We start from the raw sequence: 21447 nt of genomic DNA on the forward strand, positions 1-21447 counted from the left end.
GATAATCGTATGGCTCTAGGGGTCGGGTAGCCTGATTTCGAGTTCCATATTCCGCTATGGTCATCCCCTGGGATGCGCCCGTGAAACCAGAGGATGTCAGAATTAACGTCGAGCCGAACTTCTCGACGAAGATGCTTTAAGTCAAATCCTTTGATGGCATTCTTGCGGCTACTGTATGCGGGTATGTCGAGATTGACCAAGGTGTTCAGGAACGGATCGAATGGGCATTCCTATTTCCCGTACTACACCGAGGATCGTGTTCATTAAAGGCGGTGTACGACGCTTCGCGCAGGCGGCGGCAGCCGAGAGGGCAGGGCACGCCGGTGGTGGCGCGATCCGGCCGCAGGGCCCGCGAACCGGGGCGTTGCGGGTTAGCGTCCAACAAGGTGGCACGCGAACCACGATGGGGGTCTCATGCGAACCCGGGACGAGTACCACGACGTCGACCTTGCCGCACTGGCGTTCTGGGCACGCGCCGCCGACGAGCGGCTCGCGGTCTTCGCCCGGTTAAGAACCTACAACCGGCCGGTCTTCGTCAAGGAACAGCGCGTGCCGTTCGTCCGGTCGGGACGGGGCTTCTACGCGCTCGTCCGCCACGCCGACGTGGTGCATGCCAGCCGCAACGCGAAGGTGTTCAGCAGCGAGCCCGCCGCGACCTCGCCCGAGCCCCCGCCGTGGGTCGTCCTGCTCTTCGGGCGGCCCATGGTCAACATGGACGATCCGCGACACGCCCGGCTCCGGCGGATCGTCTCCCGCTCCTTCACCCCCCGCAGGCTCGCCCTGATCGACGAGCACATCGCCGCGACGGCCGCGGCGATCGTCGACGACGTCCTCGACCGCGGCTCGGGCGACTTCGTGGCCGACGTGGCCGCCCGCCTCCCGATCCGGGTGATCTGCGCGATGATGGGCATCCCCGAGCGCGACCACGCCAAGGTCGCCGCCTGCGTGGACGCTATGACGGAGTACTCCGGGGTCCGGGGCGACGTCGCACGGCTCCGCACGCTCCGCCTCCTCGCGGGAAACGTCAAGGCCATCCTCGTCCTGCACCGCCTGGTCGCGCGCCTGGGCCGGGAGCGCCGCCGCAGGCCGGCCGACGACCTGGTATCGGCGCTCGTCAACGCGGACGTCGACGACGAGCGCCTGTCGCTGCGCGAGCTGGGCGCGTTCTTCGACCTGCTGCTCGTCGCCGGCAATGAGACGACCCGGAACGCCCTCGCGCACGGGCTGAAACTGTTCACCGACCACCCGGACCAGCGGGCGCTGCTCATGGCGGACTTCGACGGCCGGATCGGCGGGGCGATCGAGGAGATCGTCCGGTATGTCTCGCCGATCATTCAGTTCCGGCGCACGCTGACCTGCGACTACGAGATGAACGGCCAGTCCTATCGCAAAGGCGACAAGGTGGTGCTGTTCTACCTGTCGGCCAATCGGGACGAGGACGTGTTCGTGGACCCGGACGTCTTCGACATCCGCCGTGATCCCAACCCGCACGTCGGCTTCGGTGGCCCGGGACCGCACCTCTGCCTGGGTGCCAATCTCGCCCGGCGGGAGCTCACCGCGATGTTCCGGGAGCTCTTCGCCCGGGTGCCCGGCATCAGGGCGACCGGCGAGCCGGAGCCGCTGCTCTCCGGCTTCGACAACGGCATCAAGCAGCTGTCGTACGAGATCTGAGGCGAATCGTCGTGGTCCTTCGCATGCGCCCGCCCATGTTGGTCCTCTGCGCCACCGTCGCCGCGGCGTTGATCGCGACCCTCGGCTTCGCGGTCAGGCGCGCGGCGTCCTCGAACGACCGGCCGGAGGCGCGCCCGCTCGGCGTCGTCGGGGCCCGCGGCGTGTCGGACTGGCCCGTGTGGGGTTTCACGCACACGGACTACAGCGCCGACACGGGACCGGCCAGCGGCACCGCCGCGACCGCGATCGCGCGGCAGCCCGTCCTGCAGAACCAGCACATCATGGGGTGGGGAGCGGGCAACCCGGAGCCGTCCCCTGGTGTCTTCGACTTCCGCACGCTCGACCAGCGAATCGCCTACATCCGGAAGACCGGGGGTGTTCCGGTCATCACCCTGTGCTGCGCGCCCGACTGGATGAAGGGTGGCCGGCCCGGCGAGACGGATTGGAGCAGACTAGAGGTCGCCCCGACGCCCGAGCGCTACCGCGACTACGCAGCGCTGGCCGCCGCGGTCGCGCGGCGCTATCCGGACGTACGCCACTTCGCGGTCTGGAACGAGCTCAAGGGCTTCTTCGACACGAAGGGCGACCGCTGGAGGTACGAGGACTTCACCGCCTTCTACAACGCGGTCTACGACGCCGTTAAGGCGGTCGACCCGCGCATCCAGGTCGGCGGTCCGTACATCCCGATGTACAGCTTCGTCCAGGGCCATCAGTCGTCGGTGCGCGGCCCCTGGGGGAGCATCGACCAGCGCGTCATCGACGCCGTCGACTACTGGCTGGCGCAGAAGCACGGCGCCGACTTCATCGCGGTGGACGGGCCCACGGCCAGCGACGACCGCGACGTCTACCCGGACGAGGTGACCGCGCTGGGCAAACTCGACGCGATCGACGCCTGGCTGCGGTCGAAGACGACGCTGCCGATCTGGTGGAGCGAGTACTACGTCGAGCCGGAGAGCCTCCCGTGGGCCGAGAACAAGCGCATCGCCATCAACGCGGCGGCGCTCATCGAGTTCGCCCGGACCGGCGTCAGCACCGTCCTGTACTGGAACAACGAGGCCCAGGACGCTCGCTGCCAGGGCTGCCTGTGGATCAGCACACTGGTGCGCACGGGCGGTGCGCCCGGAGGCATGCTCACCCTTCTCCAGAACTTCGCCCGATGGTTCCCCGCCGGTACGGAACTGCTCGACCTGCGGGCGACCGACGCGCACGTCCGCGTGCTCGCCCAGCGGCAGCGGGCGGTCGTCGTCAACGTGAGCGACCGCCGGGTCGCCGCGCGAGTCGGCGGAGCCGAACTCACTCTCGCTCCGTACGAGGTCCGCTGGCTGGATCGATAGCGGCCCGGCGATCGTCGTTCACGTTCCGCGCTCAGCGCCTGCCGTGCCCGAAGTGGTGGAACGCGCCGCCCCCCATGCCACCGTGTCCGAAGCGGTGGAACGGGCGGAACCCCATGCCACCGTGCCGGAAGTGGCGGAAGTGGCGGCGGTGGAACGGCCGGAACCGGTGGTGGCGGAAGTGGTGGTGGCGGAAGTGCCGGAAGTGGTGGTGTCGGAAGTGGCGCCGGTGATGCCGCCACCACCAACCCCGGCCGTGACGGCGATGATGCCGCCACCACCGTCGGTGATGACGGCGGAAGTGGCGGTGCCGGAAGCGGTGGTGCCGGAAGTGGCGGCGACGATGGTGGTCACTCGGCACCAGGGTGCTTCCGGTGGCGGTCTGGGCCGGGCCGCTCGACAGGTCAGCCGGAGCGCTGGTGACGCCGCCTCGGGCGGGTACCGGCCGGGCCTCTGCGGGCGTTCCCGCGAACAGCACGCCTGCGGTCGCCGCACTCACCAGGGCGAGAACGGCGCTCTTCTTCGTCAGCACATCGAACTCCTTCCACGGAACGGGCCTTTTGGGCCGGTCGCGAATAAGGGTCGGAGTGGAAAGGGGCGCCGGAGTGGCCACTCCGGCGCCCCGTGCGGTGACTGTCACCCCGCCGTGCGGCTCAGGTGACGGCTATCCCGACGCCGACCGTCGCCGTCGCTAGCGGTATGGGCGACGAATCGGCCTAAATCCGGTCAGTCGACGAACGCGAGGGCGTCACCGGCGCGGGCGAATACGTCATCGCCGCGGATGACGGCCCGGGCGCCGTCGCGGTCCCCATCGAGGAACCGGCGGCGACCGATGAAGCCGTCATCGTCGTCGCGGAACCGGGTCCTGCGGAAGCAGCAGTCCCGGTCGAAGTCGCGGTGGCGGCGGAAGCGGAAGCCGAAATTGTCGTTGCGGGCGACCGCGATGTTGTTGTTGCGGTTGTGGACGCGGACCCGGACGATGATCCGGTTCCTGTTCACGTTGACGTTCCTGTTGGCGTTCCTGTTGTGGTGGTGGGAGCTCCAGCGGTGGTGCCCGTGCCAGGTGGGAACCTGGGCGGACGCGGGCGAACCGGTGAGCAGGATGCCGGCTGCGGTGGCAGCGACGACCAGACCGCCGGCGGCGCTTGTCTTCTTAAGCACGTCAACTCCTTGTTGCCGGAAATGGCCCGATGGCCATCAGCGCCCGTTTTGAGCGCCATAGGCGTACTTTCCCGACATTGCTGTTGACATGGCAATCGAGTAGTAAGGTGCTTATAAAACGACGAAACCCCGGGGCGGGAGTAATCACTCCTGCCCCGGGGCTGGTCGTTCTGTCGGCGACTCTTTACCTAGTGGCTAATGCCATGGTTTGTCCGAAAAGGCTGCTTATTGTCTCCGGAGATTCGGGCGGTCACCGCACGCCATCGGTCCGAGCCGTCGACGTGACCGCGCCGCTGGACGTCACGTCATCCCACGTCAGGCGCCAGGCGCGGCAGGCGCGGCGGGCGCGGCGGCTGCGGCAGGCGCAGCAGGCGCGCGAGTGGTGCCGCGGTACGGGTCCTCGAACTCCTGCCGCTGCCGCTGCCGCTGCCGCTCGAACTGGTTCTGCCGCTCGGCCTGGGCCTGCTCGTTCCGGGCGATGGCGATGTTGTTGTTGCGGTTGCGGATCCGGATGCGGATGCGGTTGAACAGCTCGTTCTCATTCGCGTTGAAGTTGCTGTGCCGGTGGAAGGCAGCGAAGCGGTGTGAGTGGCCCCAGCCACCCCAGCCGCCGCCCCAGGTGGGCGTGGCGGACGCCGGCGAGCCGCTGAGGAGCACGCCCGCAGCCGAGGCGATCACGAGACCGCCCAGCATGTACGTCTTCTTCGACATCTCAATCTCCTGTCAGTGCTGAATCGGATGGTGTGGCGGGTTGTCAGGGCGTCTGCGACGAACCGGCCCCGGAGGCTTCATCGGCGCTCGCGCTCTGCCGGAGCGGAGCGGTCCCGGGTGCCTGCTCGCGGACGGCGCTCGGCCCGCCGGCGACCTGCGGACGGGCCACCTGGGTCGTCGGCGTGGCCTGCGTGGTCGAGGGCGCGCTCGACGTCTTCACGGGAGCGCTCGAGGTGCCCGGGGCGCCGGGGCGGCTCATGGCCGCGCCTGGATCCTCGAACTCCTGCCGCTGCCGCTGCCGCTCGAACTGCCGCTGTCGCTCGCGCTGCGCCTGGGCCTGGCCGTTCCGGGCGATCGCGATGTTGTTGTTGCGGTTGTAGATGAAGATCCGGATGAAGATGCGCGGACGGTTGTGGTTCAGCGCAATGTGCCGGTGACTGTGGTAGAAGCGATGAGAGCTGTGGTGGTGCCAGTAGCCGGCCAGGTCGGGCTGGGCGTTCGCCGGCGAACCCGTGAGCAAGACGCCGGCGACCGCGGACGCCACCAAGCCGAGAGAGGCGCTTTTCATTTTCAGCACGCCGATCTCCTTTCGTCGTCGGGGAGAAGGGCGCCGGAGCCGTTCCCGGCGCCCATTCCGGACCGGACGGGTAGGCGGCCGTCACCGCGTGGCTCGTCGAGCCATCGTCGCGTGATGCCGGCGTTCACCGCCCAGGATCAGACCCCGCTGGGCTCAGACGCCAGGGGCGCCCGGAGTGAGGCCGCGGCGTACCCCGGCGGGCGGGTCTTCGAACTCCTGCCGCTGTTGCTGGCGCTCGAACTGCCGCTGGTTCTCACGCTGGGCCTGCGCCTGGTCGTTACGCGCGATCGCGATGTTGTTGTTCCGGTTCCGGATCCGCACGCGGATACGGTTGAACAACTCATTCTCATTCGCGTTGAAGTTGCGGTGGTGCGAAAAGAAGCGGAAGTGGTGGCTGCTCCAGCCACCGCCGTCGTGCCAGGTCGGAACCTGGGCGGACGACGGCGAACTGGTGAGAATCGCACCCGCGGCGGCGGCGATTGCCAGGCCGCCGATGGCGAACGTCTTCTTCAGCACGTCGGTCTCCTTATCTCGGAATGGCGCGATGGCCTTCACGAAACGGCGCTGCTCCCCGTGTTTCGGGTGGACGCCGTTGTTTGTAACATTCCCGCGCACTTTCTCGCGGAGCTAAGACCTGGGTAAGATGGCAATAAAGACCGAATTCAAAAAACCGGACTTAATGGGGCGTAGCACCGGCTAGATCGACATCGGCCACGAAATGGACGGCGAGATCCTCAGAGCGAGCCCGGATCTGCTTCTGGAGTCCGCCCCGTACGGTGTGTCGCCGACGACGGCACACCGTCTCGGCGCTAAGTTCAGGACCCCATGCGTACACCCTGGGTCGCCGTGCTCAGCGGTCGAAGGCCCAGGACTCGTCGTCGTCATCGGGGCCGGTCGGCCCCGCCATCCGCATTTCCCCCGAATCCCGGTTATTCCGGCGACGTACGACGGCCAGGGCGAAAAGGGGTATGCAGCCCGCCGCGACGGCCATCAGCCCGCCGCGCGGCGACCAGATCGAGCCGGCCAGCATCACCTCGGCGACGGCGACATTCAGCGCGATCGCGGCGGTACCGGACAGAATCGCCCGTGCCGCCGGATCGAGCCCGGTGAGCAGCAGGGCCGTGCAGAAGGCCGGCGTCACGAAGGCGAGTGCCGATGCCATCGGGCCGGCGACCGGTGACGCATCCGGCAGGAGCAGGGCGGTGGCGGTCAGGCCGGCGATGAGGAATGAACTGCATGTCGCAAAAATCCGTCGCCTTCGCATCACGACCCCAATGCCAGAAAGCGCTCGATAATGACCGCTCCGACGGTGATGACGAGAATAGCGATCCATGGGGTGAATAGCCGTAGCCGCCGTTCCTCGCCGGCCGGGACCCGAAGGCGCACGACCTCCCGCGCGACCAGCAGCACGATCAGCAGGGGCAGCGCGACGAGGCCGAGAGGGGTCCAGCTCGTCGCGCCGAACCGGAGGCGACCCGCCGCGGTCGGCGCGGGGGGTGTGCCGGGCGGCGGCGTCCGCAGTGCGTAGACGGCGGCGTCGCCGTCGAGGAAGACCGGACGCAGCTGCGGCGCGGCGGCCAGCGTGGCCCGCATCCGGTCGGCGTACCCGGCGGGCAGGCCGTAGTTGTAGTGGTTGTACGCCTCGTTGGCCCGGGTGGTGACGAAGTAGCCGCCGGGCCGCGCCCCCAGCGCCGCGATGATCCCGGAGATGTCGGACGGGTTCGCCGTGGCGCGTACCGCCGTGTAGTCGAAGCGCTCCATCGCCCGCGCGCCCCACGGCATCATCGGGAAGTAGCCCGCGTCGTCGTTCGGGTCCGCCTGCCACACCACGTTGATCACGCCGGTCGGGGTCTGCCGCAGCATCGCCTCGAAGGCCCGCACCTCGCCTGGGCGTACCTGCTCGAACGTCTCATTGCCGAACCGGACGAACAGGAAGCCGCCCGCCAGCAGGAACCCACAGACGGCGGCGGCGCAGACCGCGAGGGTGCGGCGCGTCGCCGTGAACGTCGTGGGGAAGAACAGGTACGCCGCCAGGAGGCAGGCGCCGGGCAGGATGAAGAAGTACACCCGCAGGGCGATCTCGCCGCCGTAGTTCTGCAGGCCCGCAGCGAGGAAGGGCACCGTCAGCAGGACGAGCGCGACCCGGTCGTCGAGGCGGCGCAGCCGCCGCCGTACCGCCCCGGACACCGCGAGGACCACGAGCGTGGCGGCGATGAGGATCCGCACCGTCTGGATCGTCGCCAGGCTCTGGCTGCCGTTGCTCACCCGGCCGGCGACGCCGCCGGTCAGGTTGGACAGCAGGTCGCCCGCGCCGGAGAACAGGTCGCCGATGTGCCCGGCCCAGTACGCCGTCGCCATGAAGCCGACCCAGCCGGCGACCATAACGGCGAGCAGGACCGGCAGGCCCCGCGCCGTGCTCCGGCGGACGACCACCAGCGCGGCACAGGTGAACAGGGTCACGAAGGGCGTGAGCTGGTGGCTCGCGGTGGTCACCGCGAAGATCACCACCAGGAACAGCACCAGGACGGTGCGGGTGCCGACGGGGGCGTCGACAGGCGGCCGCTCCCCGGACGCCATCGGCCCGACGAGGAACGTCCGCACCCGGCCCTTCCGGGGCAGCCACGCGGCGGGCCGCGCCGGCGGGCGGAACCAGTTCAGCAGTACGCCGACGAACAGCAGGTAGAACAGGTAGGTGAAGCCCTGGGGGCTGAAGTAGTCCTGCCCGACCCAGTCCGCGACGACGAACAGCCACGCCGCGAACCAGCACGCGCGCCAGTTCGCGCGCATGACCCGCAGGATGAGGTACAGCGGCGCGAGGTACAGCAGCTGCGCGGCGACCGGCGCCCAGTGCAGGACGGGCTCCAGGTCGCGCAGGCCGGCGGCCCGGGTCACGAAGGCGACGAACGCGAAGAACCCCGGCCAGCTGAACCTCGCGTCCAGCGCGTAGTCCGCCGCGCCCGTCCGCCCGATGTACTCGACGAATCCGTAATGCTGCCAGGCCGTCTCCGGCCGGGCGTACGGCTCCAGAGCCGGGGCCAGGCCGTGCAGGGCGACGACGATGCTCACGAGCTGCAGGAGCAGGAGCACCCGGCGCGGGCGGCCCAGCCACAGCGTGACGAAGAACGCCGCGACGAGAAGGGCCGCGCCGACGAGGGTCGCGACCGGCAGCACCGAGATCAGCCCGTACCCGGTCAGGTGGGCGAGCCGCACGTGCCGCAGCGGGATCCAGTACAGGCCGAGCCCGGCCGCGAACAGCGCCCAGGCCGGCCAGGACGCGGCCCGTGCGGCACGTCGCCGCAGAGCGGGCCGCTTCACCGGTGCGCGCGCGGCCTCCGCTGCGGTCCGCTCCGCCGGCGGGCGCACGGTCTCCGGCGCGGGGGTCGCTTCTGCTGTGGGCGTCGCCTCTGGCGCGGGGGTCGAGGTCGGCGCGGGCGTCGTCTCCATCTCCGGCGCCGTCGGTGCTTGCGTCCCGGTCGGCGTGGGCGTCGCGGTGCGGATCACCCGGAGCAGCGCCGGAGCCACGGCCAGCGCGAGCGCGACGCTGACCGCGAGAACGGCGTACCCGGGACCGGTCGTACCGGGCAGCGCCAGGACCAGCGCCAGCACCCCGGCGAACCGCACCCCTTGCAGAACGGCGACCCGCCGGGTGCGCCGCCGCACCCGCAGCACGCCGATGTACACCTCGATCAGCGCCTTCGGCAGGGTGGCGAGGGCGAGCAGCCGCAGCAGCGGAGCGCCGTGGCGGGCGTATCCCTCGCCGAACAGGGACAGCCCCGTCGAGGCGCCGAACAGGAGGACCACGGTGACCGGCACGAGGATGAGCGTCATCCGCAGGAGCGCCGAGCGGCAGGCCGCGGCGAGCCCGCCCGCGTCGAACGCTCCCTCGACGGTGAGCGAGGTCGCCATGTTGACGGCGAGCACGTCCACGGTCGCGCCGAGCACCCACGCCAGGTAGAAGAACGCGTTCGTACGGGCGTCGAGGCGCGCGGCGACCACGACGGGCACGAGGTTGCACAGGGCGTAGTAGAAGAGCGTTCCGGTGTAGTCGCCGGCGATGTAGCGGCCGATCTCCGCCCCGGTCGGGACCGGGCGGTCGCCCGCGGTCGCGGCGACGTGGCGGGGGATGAACCGCTGGTGGATCAGCATCTCGACCGGGATCAGCAGCAGGAGCGCGGCCAGCACCCAGGAGATGGCGATCCCGTCCTGCGGCAGCGCCCCGGCCAGGGCGACGAGCAGCACGAGCTTGAGGGCGGCGAACACCGTGTTCTTCCCGAGCACCCCGGTGGCGTGCCGCAGCCCGGTGAGCACCCCGTCCTGGGCGGTGAACAGGCTCCACGAGACGACCGAGGCGACGAAGAAGACCCCGGCGCCGAGCCCGGACAGGTGCGCGAACGTCGGGCCCCACCACCGCAGTGTGAGCAGGAACCCGGCGGCCAGGGTGGCGGCGGCCGCGATGCCCGCGACGTACGTGCGCAGCACGAGGCGGCTCGTGCTCTGACCCATCTCCGGGATGAACCGGATGAGGATGAAGTTGAGCGCCGTCAGGCCGCCGAGGAACATCATGGCCTGGTTCTGCGCGGACTGGCGGCCGACCTCGGCGGCGGGGTAGAAGCGCGCGGCGAGGAGCCAGTAGCCCAGCCCGAGCACGCCGGTGAGCCCACCGTTGATCATCAGGGCGTACGCGTTGCGGAACAGCGGATTGGCCAGCTCGCTCCGCAGGGCCGCCATGGGCTCCAGTGTCGCCTCTTCCGCCGCCCGCGCAAGTGACTTCTGACGCGTCACACGGATCCTCGGAGGCGTCGCACCGCGTACCGGGACCGGCGGACCACGGCGTACCCCTTGGTCAGCGCGTGGTCGACCAGGAACCCTCGGCCTCGCAGGGCCCGTTCGAACGCCGCGAGGGACGTGCCGGCCCGGATCGTCAGCCGGGGCACGGTCAGCGGGTCGCCGTCCCGCTTCGGCAGGGCGTTCGCCACCGCGCAGGCCGCGCTGTACCCCGCCGCCCGCATCTCGCGCCGGACGCGCTCACTGGAGTAGCCGTACGGGTACGCCATCGTCGTCACGGCCCGGCCGAGCCGGTCCTCCAGGAGCCGCTTGCTCCGCAGCAGCTCCGTGCGCAGCACGGCCACGCTGAGCTGGTCGAGCTCGGCGTGGCTGTGCCCGTGCCCGCCGACCTCCACCCCGCACGTCGTGATCTCCTCGGCCTGCCGCCAGCTGAGCATCCGGCCGAGCGGCCTCCCGGCGGCGTACCGCCCGGCGTCCCGGATCCAGCCGGTGGTGACGAACACCGTCGCGGGGAACCCGAACCGCTCGAGCAGCGGAAGCGCCCGCTCGTGGAAGTCGGCGTACCCGTCGTCGAACGTGAGCACGACGGGCCGGCCTGTCGTGGGCCGCCGCCGTACGAGCTCGCCGAAGGTGAGGGGGGTGAAGCCGCCGTCCTTCAGGTAGGCGAGCTGCTCGGCGAACGCCTCCGGCCGCACCGCGAGCCGATCGGAGCCCCCGATCGAGTGGTACATCAGGATCGGCACAGGTCGGGCGTCACCCACGAGACCTCCCGGGGGAGACTGCGGGGCCGGCGTCGCCCGTGGAACGTCCCGAGGGAGCCGATGTGGCGGGGTGGGTGTCACTCGTGGGACCTTTCGCCGGAGCCGGTGCGGTGGGGCAGGGGTCGGCCATGGGACCTCGCGGCGGGTCGGGCGTCGCCTGTGGGGCCTTCCGAGGGAGCAGGTGTGGCGGGGTGGGCGTCATGCATGGGACCTCCGGAAGGAGCCGGCCGCGTACCCGGACAGGGTGAAGGCGAGCCCGGCGACGATCGCGCCCGCGCGTACGAGCCCGGCCGGGTCGCCGGCGACGGCGGAGCGCATTCCGCGCCCGACGCCGCGCGGCAGCTCGACCAGGGCGTGCCGCCGTTCGCTGGCGAGCCCGTCCCCGACCCCGACGCTCTGCGTGACCATCGCCTTCGACAGCCCCTCGGCGTAGCAGCGGGTGCGGAAGTACCCGAAGCGCGCGCGTTCGCCGGGCACGCGGTGCCAGATGACCGCGCGGTCGTCGAACAGCAGCACCGTCTCCGGCGCGGCCTGGCGCAGGCGGATGCAGAACTCGGTCTCCTCGCAGCCCAGCGGCCGTTTCCCGGGCGCCCGGCCGATGCCGCTGCGAAAGCCCCCGGCCACGTCGAACACCGCCCGCCGGAACGAGGCGTTGCCGCCCATGAGGTTGCGGATCGGGCCGGCCACCATCCCCTGGTACGTACAGCCGACCACCCACGCGAACTCGTCGGGGAACCAGCGAGGCGCGTCGGACGGCCAGAGCGGCAGCGTACGGCCGCCGACCCCGGCTACGTCCGGATCGGCGTACCCGGTGGCCAGCACGGACAGCCATTCCGCGTCCGCCACCGCGTCGTCGTCGAGGAACGCGACCACGTCGCCGTGCGCCGCCGCCACGCCCGTGTTCTTGCCGCCGGACAGCCCCTGCCGCCCGGTGTTGGGGATCACCCGGACGTCCGGGAGCGCCGACTGGAGGCGTTCCCGCAGCGGCTCGTTGTGGTCGACGACGAGGATGATCTCCTGCGGTGCGAGCCGCTGCGCCCGTACGGACGCGACGGCGGCCAGGACGTCGTCCCAGCGCTGTTCGGTGTAGGCGCAGATGATCACGGAGACCTTCACGCCGCGCTCCCCTCCTCGGGCACGGGGGCGGGCGCGCTGCGTTTTCCGGTCGCGCTCTCCTCCTCACTCCCTGCGCGGACGGCTCGTCCCTCGCCGGCCGCGTATTGCTCTCCAGCCCCCTGTCGGGGGCCCACCCCCAGCCTCCTGCTCGCTCGTCGGCTCGCCGCTCCGCCGCCGGGGCGCAGCCGGGCGTACGCCCGCAGCACCCGGTCCGCGCCCGCGTACAGCGCCGGGTTGGCCAGCACCGCGCTGCGCGCCCGGCGCATCGGGGCCTCCCGGATCCAGTGCAGCCCGGCGGCGGCCGAGACGCGGGCCGCGCGACCCTCGGCGATCGGGAACTCCGCGTTCTTCAGCCAGTCCTTGTACTCCCGGCCGCCGCGGCCCATGGCGATCCAGCCGATCCCCGCGTCGGCCGCCGCCTCCGCCATCCGCAGATGGCCGATCATGCCGGGGGAGTACCGGCCGAACTCCACGTCGTACGCGGGGAACCAGCCCGCCATCACCGGCCCCGCCCGCAGGCCCAGGTGGGCCGAGACGACCCGGTCCCCGGCGCGCAGCACGCTGAGCACCCCGACGCCGGTCGCGTGCAGGTGCTCGACCAGCGCCGTGATCCACGGCACGGCGAACCGGTCGGTGCGGCCCGTCCGGCGGTACTGGGCGGACTTCCACGCCATCAGGCGCCGCAGCTCCGCCGGGTCCCGCTCGTCGAACGTGTAGCTCACTTCGCCGGCCTCACGGCCGAGTTTGCGCTCCTTGTACCGGACGGTCTTGAGCGTCTTGGGCGAGCGTTTCCGCGCCTCGTCGGCGTAGGAGGCGAAGCCCGCGGTCAGGTCCATCACCGGCTCGACGCGCTTCTCCGCGTGGTACGCCGCGAACGCCGCCTGCTCGGCCAGCAGGTGGTCGAACTCCCAGACCGACAGGCGGCAGGCGCGCAGCAGCGCCCGCACGTCGAACTCCAGGTCCGGTGGCCCGACGAGACCCTGGCAGTCGGTCAGTCCCGCGCCGATCGGTCGGCCCAGCCCGAGCGCGTGCCGCTCGTACGGCAGGAATCCCACGATCCGCGGCCCCTCGCTGAGCACGGCCACGCGCGCGTCGTCCCGGAAACGGCCCACGGCGAGCGTGAACTCCGGGGCGAGGAACGGATTGCCGAGAGCCGCGCCGGCGCCCTGGAGCGCGCGCCAGCGCGCCAGCTCCGGCTCCCCGAGCTCGTCCGGGCGTGCGATGTCGAACCTCACCCGGCGGCCCCTTCCACGCCGGCCTGCTCGAGGCGGGCCTGATCCAGGGCGGACGGCTCGCGGGCGGCCCGGTCGAGGCCCGGCACGCCCAGACCGGTCCGCTCGAGACCCGGCAGGTTCCGGCCGGTCGGCTCGAGACCCGGCAGGTTCCGGCCGGTCCGAGCCCGCGCGTTCCGGCGGTTCGCCGGTCCCCGCCGTCCCCGGACCATCGTGCGCAGCACCCGGAGGCCGTCGCGGCGGGCGTTCAGCTTGGAAACGCCGGACCTGCGGTCGAACTCATGGCTCGGCATCTCGGCGATGCGCAGCCCCGTGGTGATCGCGTTGACGCACAGCTCCGTCTCGATCTCGAACCCGTCGGCGGCCAGGCCCAGCCGGTCGACCACGGAGCGGCGTAATGCGATGTAGCCGTAGCACAGGTCCGTCCAGCGCACGCCGTACAGCATGTTGGCGAGCCTGGTCAGCCAGAGGTTCCCGGCCCGGCGCAGCCGGGTGAGGTCGTCGGAGCCCCCTCCGACGCAGTAGCGGGAACCCTTGACGACGTCGAACCCGCAGCAGATCAGCGCGACGAACGCGTCGATCTCCTTGGGGTCCATGCTGCCGTCGGCGTCGATGGCGACGATGACGTCGCTCGTCGCGGCCTGGAAGCCGGCCCGCATCGCCGCACCTTTCCCGGCGGGTGGCTGGCTGATGACGACGGCGTCCGGTCGCAGGCGCCGGGTGACGTCGACGGTCCCGTCCGAGGACTCGCCGTCGACGACGATGACCTCGTCCACCCCGGAGAGCCGGGGCAGGAGCCATCGCAGGTTGTCGGCTTCGTTGAGGGTGGGGATGACGGCGGTTACGGTCGGCCAGGACGCGCGGTGACGCGCCGCGTCCAGGTGATGCAGGAGCGCGCCGGAGCGTACGCCGGCGCGGTGCAGGGAGTCCGGCTCGTGCATGGTGGTGCCCCCGGTTTGGCAGGGGGTGCTCGGAGGGAACGAGTCCGCCTGCCGAGGTCGATTGACACCATCGATGGTCGGCCGGTCGGCGCGGAAATCCCTCCCCCGCCTGACGCACCCGGCCTACGTCAGCCGGATGGATCCTCTGGGTGACGGAGCCGTGACCGAAGCGGCGTTCCGGAATCCGCAACGGAGGTGGGCTGCGCGTACGACGCCGGCACGGATAGAGTTGCCGTCTCCGGCATTGGCCACGTTCTGAGGAGGTGAGACCCATTCCCGCTTCGCAGGCAGGGTGCTCTCACCATCCGACCGCACGGTCCCGCTGAGAGCGAGAGCACCCTTCGGTCTCCCCGAAAGGCTCTCATGTCGCTTTCCCCTTCCACGGTCGTCGCCCGTCTCCGGGCCGCCGGCTGCGTCTTCGCCGAGGACGAGGCGCGGCTGCTGATCGACACCGCGCGTACGCCGGACGAACTCGCCGCGATGGTGGACCGGCGCGTCGCCGGCCTGCCGCTCGAGCACGTCCTCGGCTGGGCGGAGTTCCGCGGGCTGCGCGTCGCCGTCGACCCGGGCGTGTTCGTGCCCCGCCGCCGTACGGAGTTCCTCGTCCGGCGGGCCGCCGCCCTCGCCCGCCCGGGTGCCCTCATCGTCGACCTGTGCTGCGGCTCGGGAGCGCTCGGCGCGGCGCTGGCCACGGAACTCGGCGCGGCCGAGGTACACGCCGCCGACATCGATCCGGCCGCCGTCGCCTGCGCCCGACGCAACCTCGCCGCCGTCGACGGCCGGGCGTACGAGGGCGACCTGTACGACCCGCTGCCCGCGACGCTGCGGGGGCGCGTCGACGTCCTGCTGGCCAACGTGCCGTACGTCCCGACCGGCGAGGTCGCCCTGCTGCCCGCGGAGGCCCGCGACCACGAGGCACGGGTGGCGCTCGACGGCGGCACGGACGGCCTGGACGTTCTCCGGCGGGTCACCGCCGAGGCCCGCGACTGGCTGGCGCCGGGCGGCGTGCTGCTGTCCGAGACGAGCGACCGCCAGGTGCCGACCGCGCTGGAGGCCCTCGCCCGCGGCGGGCTATCCGCCCAGGCGGCCTCCTGCGAGGACACGGACGCGACGGTCGTCATCGGAACAGCCGGTTGCGGATGAGGCGGGTCAGGACGTGTCCAGCGACCACCAGCGCGCGGCGAGAGCGTCGAGTGTGGGCACCGGCGGGTCGGGCAGCTCCTCCAGGTACCAGGACAGGTCGCTGTAGCGGTGGAGGAGCGTGTACGCGAGCAGGCGACGCTGCAGCGCCGCGTCGAGCCGGTCGCCGTACCCGTACGCGGTGAGCAGGCGGCGCAGGAAACGGGCGTCGCCTCGGGAGACGAACAGCCCCACCGAGACGAACTCGTACTCCCGGTCGCCCATCATGGCGGGTTCGAAGTCGTACAGCCCGGACAGCGACCATCCGCCGTCCGGTCCGGGGACGACCAACAGGTGCTCCCGCATGACCTCGGTGTGCAGCAGCACCGGTGATGACGGCGGAAGCGCGACCGAGTCAAGGAACCCCGGGATCTGCGCGACCCAGCGCGGGTCGAGGCCGCGGGCGCGCTGGCGTTCGACGCAGTCGTCCCGCTGGTCGGCGAGGAATCTCCGCCAATCCGGCGGCCCGAGCGCGGGGACGCGGATCTCGTGCAGGGCGGCGAGGGCGGTGCCGAGCTGTTCGGCGAGCCGGTCGCGGTCGCGTTCGCTCGTGCGCGGCCAGACCTCGGTCAGCGGCTCGCCGCGCAGCCGCGTCATCAGCACGTACCGCCAGTCCCCGAACTCGCCGGACTCCTCGACGCGAGGCGTGGGCACCGGCAGCCGTCCGTCGATCGTGCGCAGCACCCGATCCTCGGTCTTCCAGCGCTCCTGGTCGATCGGTGGATACAGCTTGAGCACGTACCGGTCCCCGACGGCGTAGACGGGCAGCGAGCCGTCCGGAAAACGCGTGACCTCGACGTCGCGCCGCCCAAGCCGACGACACAGTGCCAAGACCCCCGGCCGGAGCCGTCCCTCGTCCCGGCGCACGGCCGCGAACTGCGCTTCGGTGCCCACCACGGGCAAGGAGTCGCTCAGCACGGGGCAACGATACGAGCGGCCCGACCGATCGCACCAAGTATTTTCCCGCCCGGCCCGGGCGGCCGATCGCTCAGGCGATGGTCGCGCGGACGAGGTGGATCCTCGGCTCCATGATCACGTGCATGATCATGGAGCCGCGGGTGGCCCGGTATGTGTGTTCGGCGATATCAGCCGCAGTGTGAGGGCTGGGAGTACCACATGACCCAGCCGGGGTCTGCCGCGCCTCCCCAGGAGATGCACGAGTGCGGCGCGTACACCCTCACCGGGCCTGCGTAGTAGGCGTACTTGGTGTCGGTTGACGGCGGGTCGTTGATGTACGAATACGAGCCGTCGGAGTTCACCTTGGCGATCGCGGCGAGCACGTGGGTGGGGGTCCCGAGGTTGACCTTCTTCGACGTGACCACACAGTCCGTGGACCCGTTGTACAGCAGGTGGATGGTCGCGACGCTACCCAGGTCGTGGTGGTCGATCTCGTGATAGTTGCTGCCGCACGCCTCGGCCGGTGTCGCCACCGCCTCCGCCGGGCTACTCACGGCCACCGACCCGGCAAGCATGCCCGCGACGGAGAGGGCGAGCACCGCCCTCTGCTTAAACCTACGCATCTGGCGCATCCGTTCCATCTTGTGACTTTTGGGGCAGCAGAAGCATAAGTGGCGTTTGTCGACCAACGAAAGATCAACTGACCGTGCGGCCTGGCCCTGGCGGCCACCGCTCACCGACTGCGGGCCGGCGTCAGGCCGTGTGCTGGTACGCCGGGTAGGTCAGGTAGCCGGCGTCGCCGCCCTGGTAGTACGTGGCCTCGTCGACCGGGGCGAGAGGAAGTCCGGTGCGCAGCCGTTCGACCAGGTCGGGATTGGCGATGAAGGCGCGACCGAAGCTGATGAGGTCGGCGCCCAGCTCGAGCCAGTGGTCGGCGTCGTCCCGTCCGGTCTGCTTCGGTCCCATCGGGAGCACCGGGTTCATGATGAGGGTGCCCGGCCACGCACGGCGCAGGCCGACCAGCACCTCTTCGTCGATGGTGGCCTCGAGATGGACGTAGGCCAGGTCGAGGCGGGCCAGCTCGGCCAGCAGCGCGGCGTAGAGCTCGGCTACCTCGGTGTCCTCGACGCCCCAGAACGTCCCGCCCGGGGAGAGACGGATGCCGGTCCTGGCCGCACCGACGGCCTCGACGGTCGCGGAGACCGCTTCGACGGCGAACCGGATCCGGTTGGCGACCGAGCCGCCGTAGCGGTCCGTGCGCAGGTTGGCGTTCGAGGAGAGGAACTGCGAGATCAGGTAGCCGTTGGCGCCGTGCAACTCGACGCCGTCGAACCCGGCGTCGATGGCGCGGCGGGCGGCCTGGGCGTACGACTCGGCGTGCTCAGGCACTTCGGCGGTGTCCAGAGCCCGGGGTGTCGGTGCGGGCTGGGGCCCGGCCGGGGTGAAGACGTGGCCGACGGCGGGGACGGCCGAGGGGCCGATCGGCTGCACACCGATGGTGTCGGGGTGTGAGACCCGTCCGCCGTGCATGAGCTGGGCGAAGATCCGCCCGCCGTTGGCGTGCACGGCGGCGGTCACGGGACGCCACGCGGTGACCTGCTCATCGGTGTGCAAGCCGGGCGTACCGGGATTCGACTGTCCGATCAGGCTCGGCTGCACGCCCTCGCTCACGATCAGTCCGGCCGTCGCCCGCTGGGCGTAGTACGCCGCCATCGACGGTGTCGCCAGACCGCCGGCGGCGGCCCGGACCCGCGTCATCGGGGCCATCACCACGCGGTTGGGAAGCGTCAGGTCGCCGAGCCGATAGCCGCTGAAAATGGTCGTCACGTCGGGACTCCTCCGTGGTCCACAGCGCCCGTATCTCGGGCACGGCAGTTACGCTAGAACCTGACATTGACGTCAGAGGCAAGCTTTGTGGCGCAGTTCACAACCGGGAGGGGCGACGTGCGCATCGGGGAGCTCGCGTCACGGGCCGGAGTCAGCGTTCGGTCCGTGCGCTATTACGAAGAGCAGGGGCTGCTCACCAGCATCCGCAGTGCCAGCGGGCAACGGCATTACACGGATCACGAGGTCGAACGGGTCACGTTCATCCAGCGGCTGTACGCCGCAGGTCTGTCCAGCCGCACCATCACCGAACTCCTGCCGTGCGTGGATTCGCCCAGCGAGGAGAACTCCGACGCGGCGCTGGAGCGGATGGCGCAGGAACGCGACCGGCTCTCCGCGCACATCGCCGACCTCATCCGGACCCGGGACGCGCTCGACGGGCTGATGGCCACCGCCCGAGCGCATCGAGAGCGCATGCACACGGCGATGGACGACTGCCCGGTGCGAAGTGGCAGCCCGGCATGACGGATTCCCCCTATCGGGATCTCGGTCGGCCGCAGCTCGCCGAGGACCTAAACCGGATGACGCCGGTTTTCGGGTAGTCCTGGCGGTACGAATGACGTGGCGGGCCGTGCCGCGCCGCACGGCCCGCCACGTGAGCGGGGAGCTCAGAGGATCAGCCGGCGAAGGCCTTGGTGAAGTCGAGCTCGCTCTGGGCGATGCTGCTGCAGGTCGCGCTCGCCCACTGCTGGGGACCGCCGGGGCAGGGCTTGTCCCGGGTGGCGGACCACATGGAGAGCCAGGCGAGGTTCTTCTGCTTGGCGAAGGCCGCGAGCTTCTTGGCGTCGGCGACCGTGAACACCTCGGTGTTCGTGTCGTTCACGCCGATCATCGGGGTGACGGCGATCCGGCTCCACGCGTTGCTCACGCCGAGCGCGTCGCGTACCTGGGCCTCGGTGGACGTCGCCGCCTGGATGGCGTAGTCGCCCATCTTGCCGCTGGGGTTCGGGGCCTGGCCGTCCCCGTAGTCCATGGCCATGATGTTGACGGCCGAGACCGAGTCGCCGTTCTGCTTGGCGTTCTTCACCAGGTTCACACCGTCCTGGGTGAGCCCGGACGGCAGGACCGGCAGCGTGAACGACACGTCCAGGCCCGACACCTGCTTCTGCAGTGACGCGATCGCCTGGGCGCGCCGGGTGTTGGCCGCCTGGTCGGCGATGGCGGCGCCCTCGACGTCGAAGTCGACCTTCTTCAGCTTGAACGTGTCGATGACCTGCTTGTACGCGGAGGTGAGCTGACCGGAGTCACCGCAGGCCTGGGCGAGTTCGGTGCCGTTGGCGCCGCCGAACGAGACGCGGACGTCGCCGCCGGCCGCGCGCAGCGCGTCGATCTTCTTGGCGACCTCGTTGTCGCCGAGCGCCTGGGAGCCGCCCCACTTCGGGGTGCATCCGCCGCCCGCCACGATGAACGCCAGGTTGAACGTCTTCACGCCGGTCTTCGCCGCCGCGCCGGTCAGGTCGTACGGCGGGTAGAGGCCCACGTCCACGTACGGCGCGAATCCGCCGTTGGACGAGGCGGGCGGGGTGCTCGTCGGCGGTTCCGGCGTGGGGGTCGTGGTGGGGGGCTTCGTGGTCGGCGAGGACGTCGGCGCGCCGCCGCCACCGTCGCCCGAGCAGGAGCCTCCGTTCACCTCACAGGCGGTCGGGGCCGTGGCCTTGCCGTCCACGGTGAACCCGACCTGCCGGGTCTGGCCCGCTGCGATGTCGCCGTTCCAGGACTCGTTCTTGACCGTGACGTGGCTGCCGCTCTGGTGGGAGACGCCGTTCCACAGGCTGGTCACCTTGGCGCCGGCCGGCAGGTCGAACGACAGGTCCCAGCCGTGCACGGTGTCGGTGCCCGCGTTGGTCAGCGTGTACTGGCCGGTGTAGCCGGAGTCCCACGAGGACACGGTGCGGAACGCGGCCTTGACCGATGCGGTGTCGGCCGCTCCGGAGGCCGCCGTGAGGCCGCCGGTGCTCGTGCCGCCGGTCGCCAGGGCGACGCCGCCGACGCCCAGGACGGCCGCGAGGCCGAGGACGATCGGCAGCTTCGTCCGCCGTCGGCGCGTGGGGTGTGGACTCATGAGGGGGTGCCTCCAGGGAAGCGGGGGTCTACGGTCGTGCGCCTGCAGGGCGGTGCCAACGTACGGCCGTGGAACCCCTCGGAGGCCGCCGTTAAGGCGCCCTTAAGGAGCGGCTGAAAGGCGCCTAAGGCTGCCGTCTCCGGCGGGGTGGGAGTCCCCGCCGGGTCCTTCCGCGGGGGCTTCAGGGACGGAAGCGGTCGGTGGCGTCGATCAGCAGGTGACGGGTCCCGGGCTCCACACTGGCGTGACCCGCGTCCTCGACCATGTGGAACTCGGCCTCGGGCCAGGACCGGTGCAGCTCCCATGCCTGGTCGGGAGGGGTCTTGATGTCGTAGCGACCATTGACGATCACGGCGGGAACGTGCCGGATCCGATCGATGCCCGCCAGCAGACCGCCTTCGGGGAGGAAGCCGCCGTTGCCGATGTAGTGGTGCAGGATCCGGGCGGCGGCGAGGACGGCGTCGTCGTCGAGTGCCGGCGGCTCGGCGGGGAGCAGGGTGTTGGCCGAGAACTCCCAGGCCATCCAGGCGCGGGCCGCGGGAAGGTGCACCGCGGGGTCCGGGTCGCCGATGCGACGGCCGTACGCGGCGACCAGGTCGTCCCGCTCGGCGGTGGGAATCGCGTCACGGAACGCCTGCCACTCGGCGGGAAAGAGCTTGGCGGCGCCGGTCGGCGTGAACGCCCACGCATGGTCGGACGGGCGGACGAGGTAGATGCCCCGCAGCACGAGTTCGGTGACGCGGTCGGGGTGGGCCTGGGCGTACGCGAGGGCAAGGGTGCTGCCCCAGCTTCCCCCGAAGACCAGCCAGCGGTCGATGGACAGGTGCTCGCGGAGCCGTTCCATATCGGAGATCAGGTGCGGGGTCGTGTTGTGCTCCAGCGAGACCCGCGGGTCGCCGGCGTTCGGCCGGCTGGCACCGCAGTTGCGCTGGTCGAAGAGCACGATCCGATAGGCCGCCGGATCGAAGAACCGGCGGAACCCGGGCAGGAGCCCGCCGCCGGGGCCGCCGTGCAGGAAGACCGCAGGCTTACCGGCGGGGTTCCCGCAGACCTCCCAGTGGATCCGGTTACCGTCCCCGACCTCGAGCAGGCCGGAGTCATAGGGATCGATCGGCGGATAGAACTCTTTCAGCACCATA

At 70.9% G+C, this 21447-nt stretch carries 20 protein-coding genes; 4 read left to right on the forward strand and 16 right to left on the reverse strand.

Annotated features, from left to right (window positions below):
- The first annotated feature begins 414 nt into the window (after positions 1-414).
- Both ABEA24_RS41455 and ABEA24_RS41460 read left to right on the forward strand, forming a co-directional pair.
- Positions 415-1671 (forward strand): cytochrome P450, encoded by a 1257-nt coding sequence (locus tag ABEA24_RS41455; RefSeq protein WP_345438984.1) that lies wholly within the window; start codon positions 415-417, stop codon positions 1669-1671.
- A gap of 23 nt (positions 1672-1694) precedes the next feature.
- Entirely contained in the window at positions 1695-3005 is a 1311-nt protein-coding gene (locus ABEA24_RS41460; RefSeq protein ID WP_345438986.1) for a xylan 1,4-beta-xylosidase, read from the forward strand.
- Between the two features lie 18 nt (positions 3006-3023).
- Here the strand turns inward: ABEA24_RS41460 and ABEA24_RS41465 are convergent, their stop codons facing one another.
- The 11 genes from ABEA24_RS41465 to ABEA24_RS41515 form a co-directional block, all read right to left on the reverse strand.
- Positions 3024-3356, reverse strand: a complete 333-nt coding sequence (locus tag ABEA24_RS41465) for a hypothetical protein (RefSeq protein WP_345438988.1) — start codon at positions 3354-3356, stop codon at positions 3024-3026.
- Positions 3357-3728: 372 nt separating this feature from the next.
- On the reverse strand, positions 3729-4163 hold the full coding sequence (locus ABEA24_RS41470) for a hypothetical protein (protein ID WP_345438990.1): 435 nt from the start codon (positions 4161-4163) through the stop codon (positions 3729-3731).
- A 315-nt stretch (positions 4164-4478) separates the two neighbouring features.
- Positions 4479-4874 carry a hypothetical protein gene (locus ABEA24_RS41475; RefSeq protein WP_345438992.1) on the reverse strand — a complete coding sequence of 132 codons (396 nt, stop codon included), beginning with the start codon at positions 4872-4874 and terminating at the stop codon, positions 4479-4481.
- A gap of 43 nt (positions 4875-4917) precedes the next feature.
- On the reverse strand, positions 4918-5451 hold the full coding sequence (locus ABEA24_RS41480; RefSeq protein WP_345438994.1) for a hypothetical protein: 534 nt from the start codon (positions 5449-5451) through the stop codon (positions 4918-4920).
- A gap of 153 nt (positions 5452-5604) precedes the next feature.
- Complete coding sequence (locus tag ABEA24_RS41485) at positions 5605-5967, reverse strand: hypothetical protein (protein ID WP_345438996.1); 363 nt, start codon at positions 5965-5967, stop codon at positions 5605-5607.
- A 334-nt stretch (positions 5968-6301) separates the two neighbouring features.
- On the reverse strand, positions 6302-6784 hold the full coding sequence (locus ABEA24_RS41490) for a hypothetical protein (protein WP_345438998.1): 483 nt from the start codon (positions 6782-6784) through the stop codon (positions 6302-6304).
- Positions 6715-10179: a hypothetical protein gene (locus ABEA24_RS41495; RefSeq protein ID WP_345439000.1), complete on the reverse strand. Its 3465-nt coding sequence runs from the start codon at positions 10177-10179 to the stop codon at positions 6715-6717. Before ABEA24_RS41495 ends, ABEA24_RS41490 begins: the two co-directional genes overlap by 70 nt.
- 50 nt (positions 10180-10229) lie before the next feature.
- Positions 10230-10997 carry a polysaccharide deacetylase family protein gene (locus ABEA24_RS41500; RefSeq protein WP_345439002.1) on the reverse strand — a complete coding sequence of 256 codons (768 nt, stop codon included), beginning with the start codon at positions 10995-10997 and terminating at the stop codon, positions 10230-10232.
- A 198-nt stretch (positions 10998-11195) separates the two neighbouring features.
- Complete coding sequence (locus ABEA24_RS41505; RefSeq protein ID WP_345439004.1) at positions 11196-12113, reverse strand: glycosyltransferase family 2 protein; 918 nt, start codon at positions 12111-12113, stop codon at positions 11196-11198.
- Positions 12110-13348, reverse strand: a complete 1239-nt coding sequence (locus ABEA24_RS41510) for a GNAT family N-acetyltransferase (protein ID WP_345439006.1) — start codon at positions 13346-13348, stop codon at positions 12110-12112. Before ABEA24_RS41510 ends, ABEA24_RS41505 begins: the two co-directional genes overlap by 4 nt.
- Complete coding sequence (locus ABEA24_RS41515; RefSeq protein ID WP_345439008.1) at positions 13345-14286, reverse strand: glycosyltransferase family 2 protein; 942 nt, start codon at positions 14284-14286, stop codon at positions 13345-13347. Before ABEA24_RS41515 ends, ABEA24_RS41510 begins: the two co-directional genes overlap by 4 nt.
- Before the next feature lie 363 nt (positions 14287-14649).
- On the opposite strand from ABEA24_RS41515, the gene ABEA24_RS41520 reads away from it, so the two are divergent.
- Entirely contained in the window at positions 14650-15429 is a 780-nt protein-coding gene (locus tag ABEA24_RS41520) for a putative protein N(5)-glutamine methyltransferase (protein ID WP_345439010.1), read from the forward strand.
- Between the two features lie 6 nt (positions 15430-15435).
- Here the strand turns inward: ABEA24_RS41520 and ABEA24_RS41525 are convergent, their stop codons facing one another.
- From ABEA24_RS41525 to ABEA24_RS41535, 3 genes are all read right to left on the reverse strand, one after another.
- The gene (locus ABEA24_RS41525) at positions 15436-16383 is read right to left on the reverse strand and encodes a phosphotransferase (protein WP_345439012.1); all 948 of its coding nucleotides are present in this window, start codon (positions 16381-16383) and stop codon (positions 15436-15438) included.
- Positions 16384-16550: 167 nt separating this feature from the next.
- On the reverse strand, positions 16551-16985 hold the full coding sequence (locus tag ABEA24_RS41530) for a hypothetical protein (RefSeq protein WP_345439014.1): 435 nt from the start codon (positions 16983-16985) through the stop codon (positions 16551-16553).
- Positions 16986-17115: 130 nt separating this feature from the next.
- On the reverse strand, positions 17116-18189 hold the full coding sequence (locus tag ABEA24_RS41535; RefSeq protein WP_345439016.1) for an alkene reductase: 1074 nt from the start codon (positions 18187-18189) through the stop codon (positions 17116-17118).
- Between the two features lie 117 nt (positions 18190-18306).
- Between ABEA24_RS41535 and ABEA24_RS41540 the strand changes: the two genes are divergently transcribed.
- On the forward strand, positions 18307-18711 hold the full coding sequence (locus ABEA24_RS41540; RefSeq protein WP_345439018.1) for a MerR family transcriptional regulator: 405 nt from the start codon (positions 18307-18309) through the stop codon (positions 18709-18711).
- Between the two features lie 151 nt (positions 18712-18862).
- Here the strand turns inward: ABEA24_RS41540 and ABEA24_RS41545 are convergent, their stop codons facing one another.
- Together ABEA24_RS41545 and pip are read right to left on the reverse strand one after the other, a co-directional pair.
- The gene (locus ABEA24_RS41545) at positions 18863-20308 is read right to left on the reverse strand and encodes a glycoside hydrolase family 18 protein (protein WP_345439020.1); all 1446 of its coding nucleotides are present in this window, start codon (positions 20306-20308) and stop codon (positions 18863-18865) included.
- A 181-nt stretch (positions 20309-20489) separates the two neighbouring features.
- Positions 20490-21440: a prolyl aminopeptidase gene (gene pip / locus ABEA24_RS41550; protein ID WP_345439126.1), complete on the reverse strand. Its 951-nt coding sequence runs from the start codon at positions 21438-21440 to the stop codon at positions 20490-20492.
- Between the last annotated feature and the right edge of the window lie 7 nt (positions 21441-21447).

It is taken from the genome of Actinoallomurus vinaceus (genome assembly GCF_039542055.1).
Taxonomy (GTDB): Bacteria; Actinomycetota; Actinomycetes; order Streptosporangiales; family Streptosporangiaceae; genus Actinoallomurus; species Actinoallomurus vinaceus.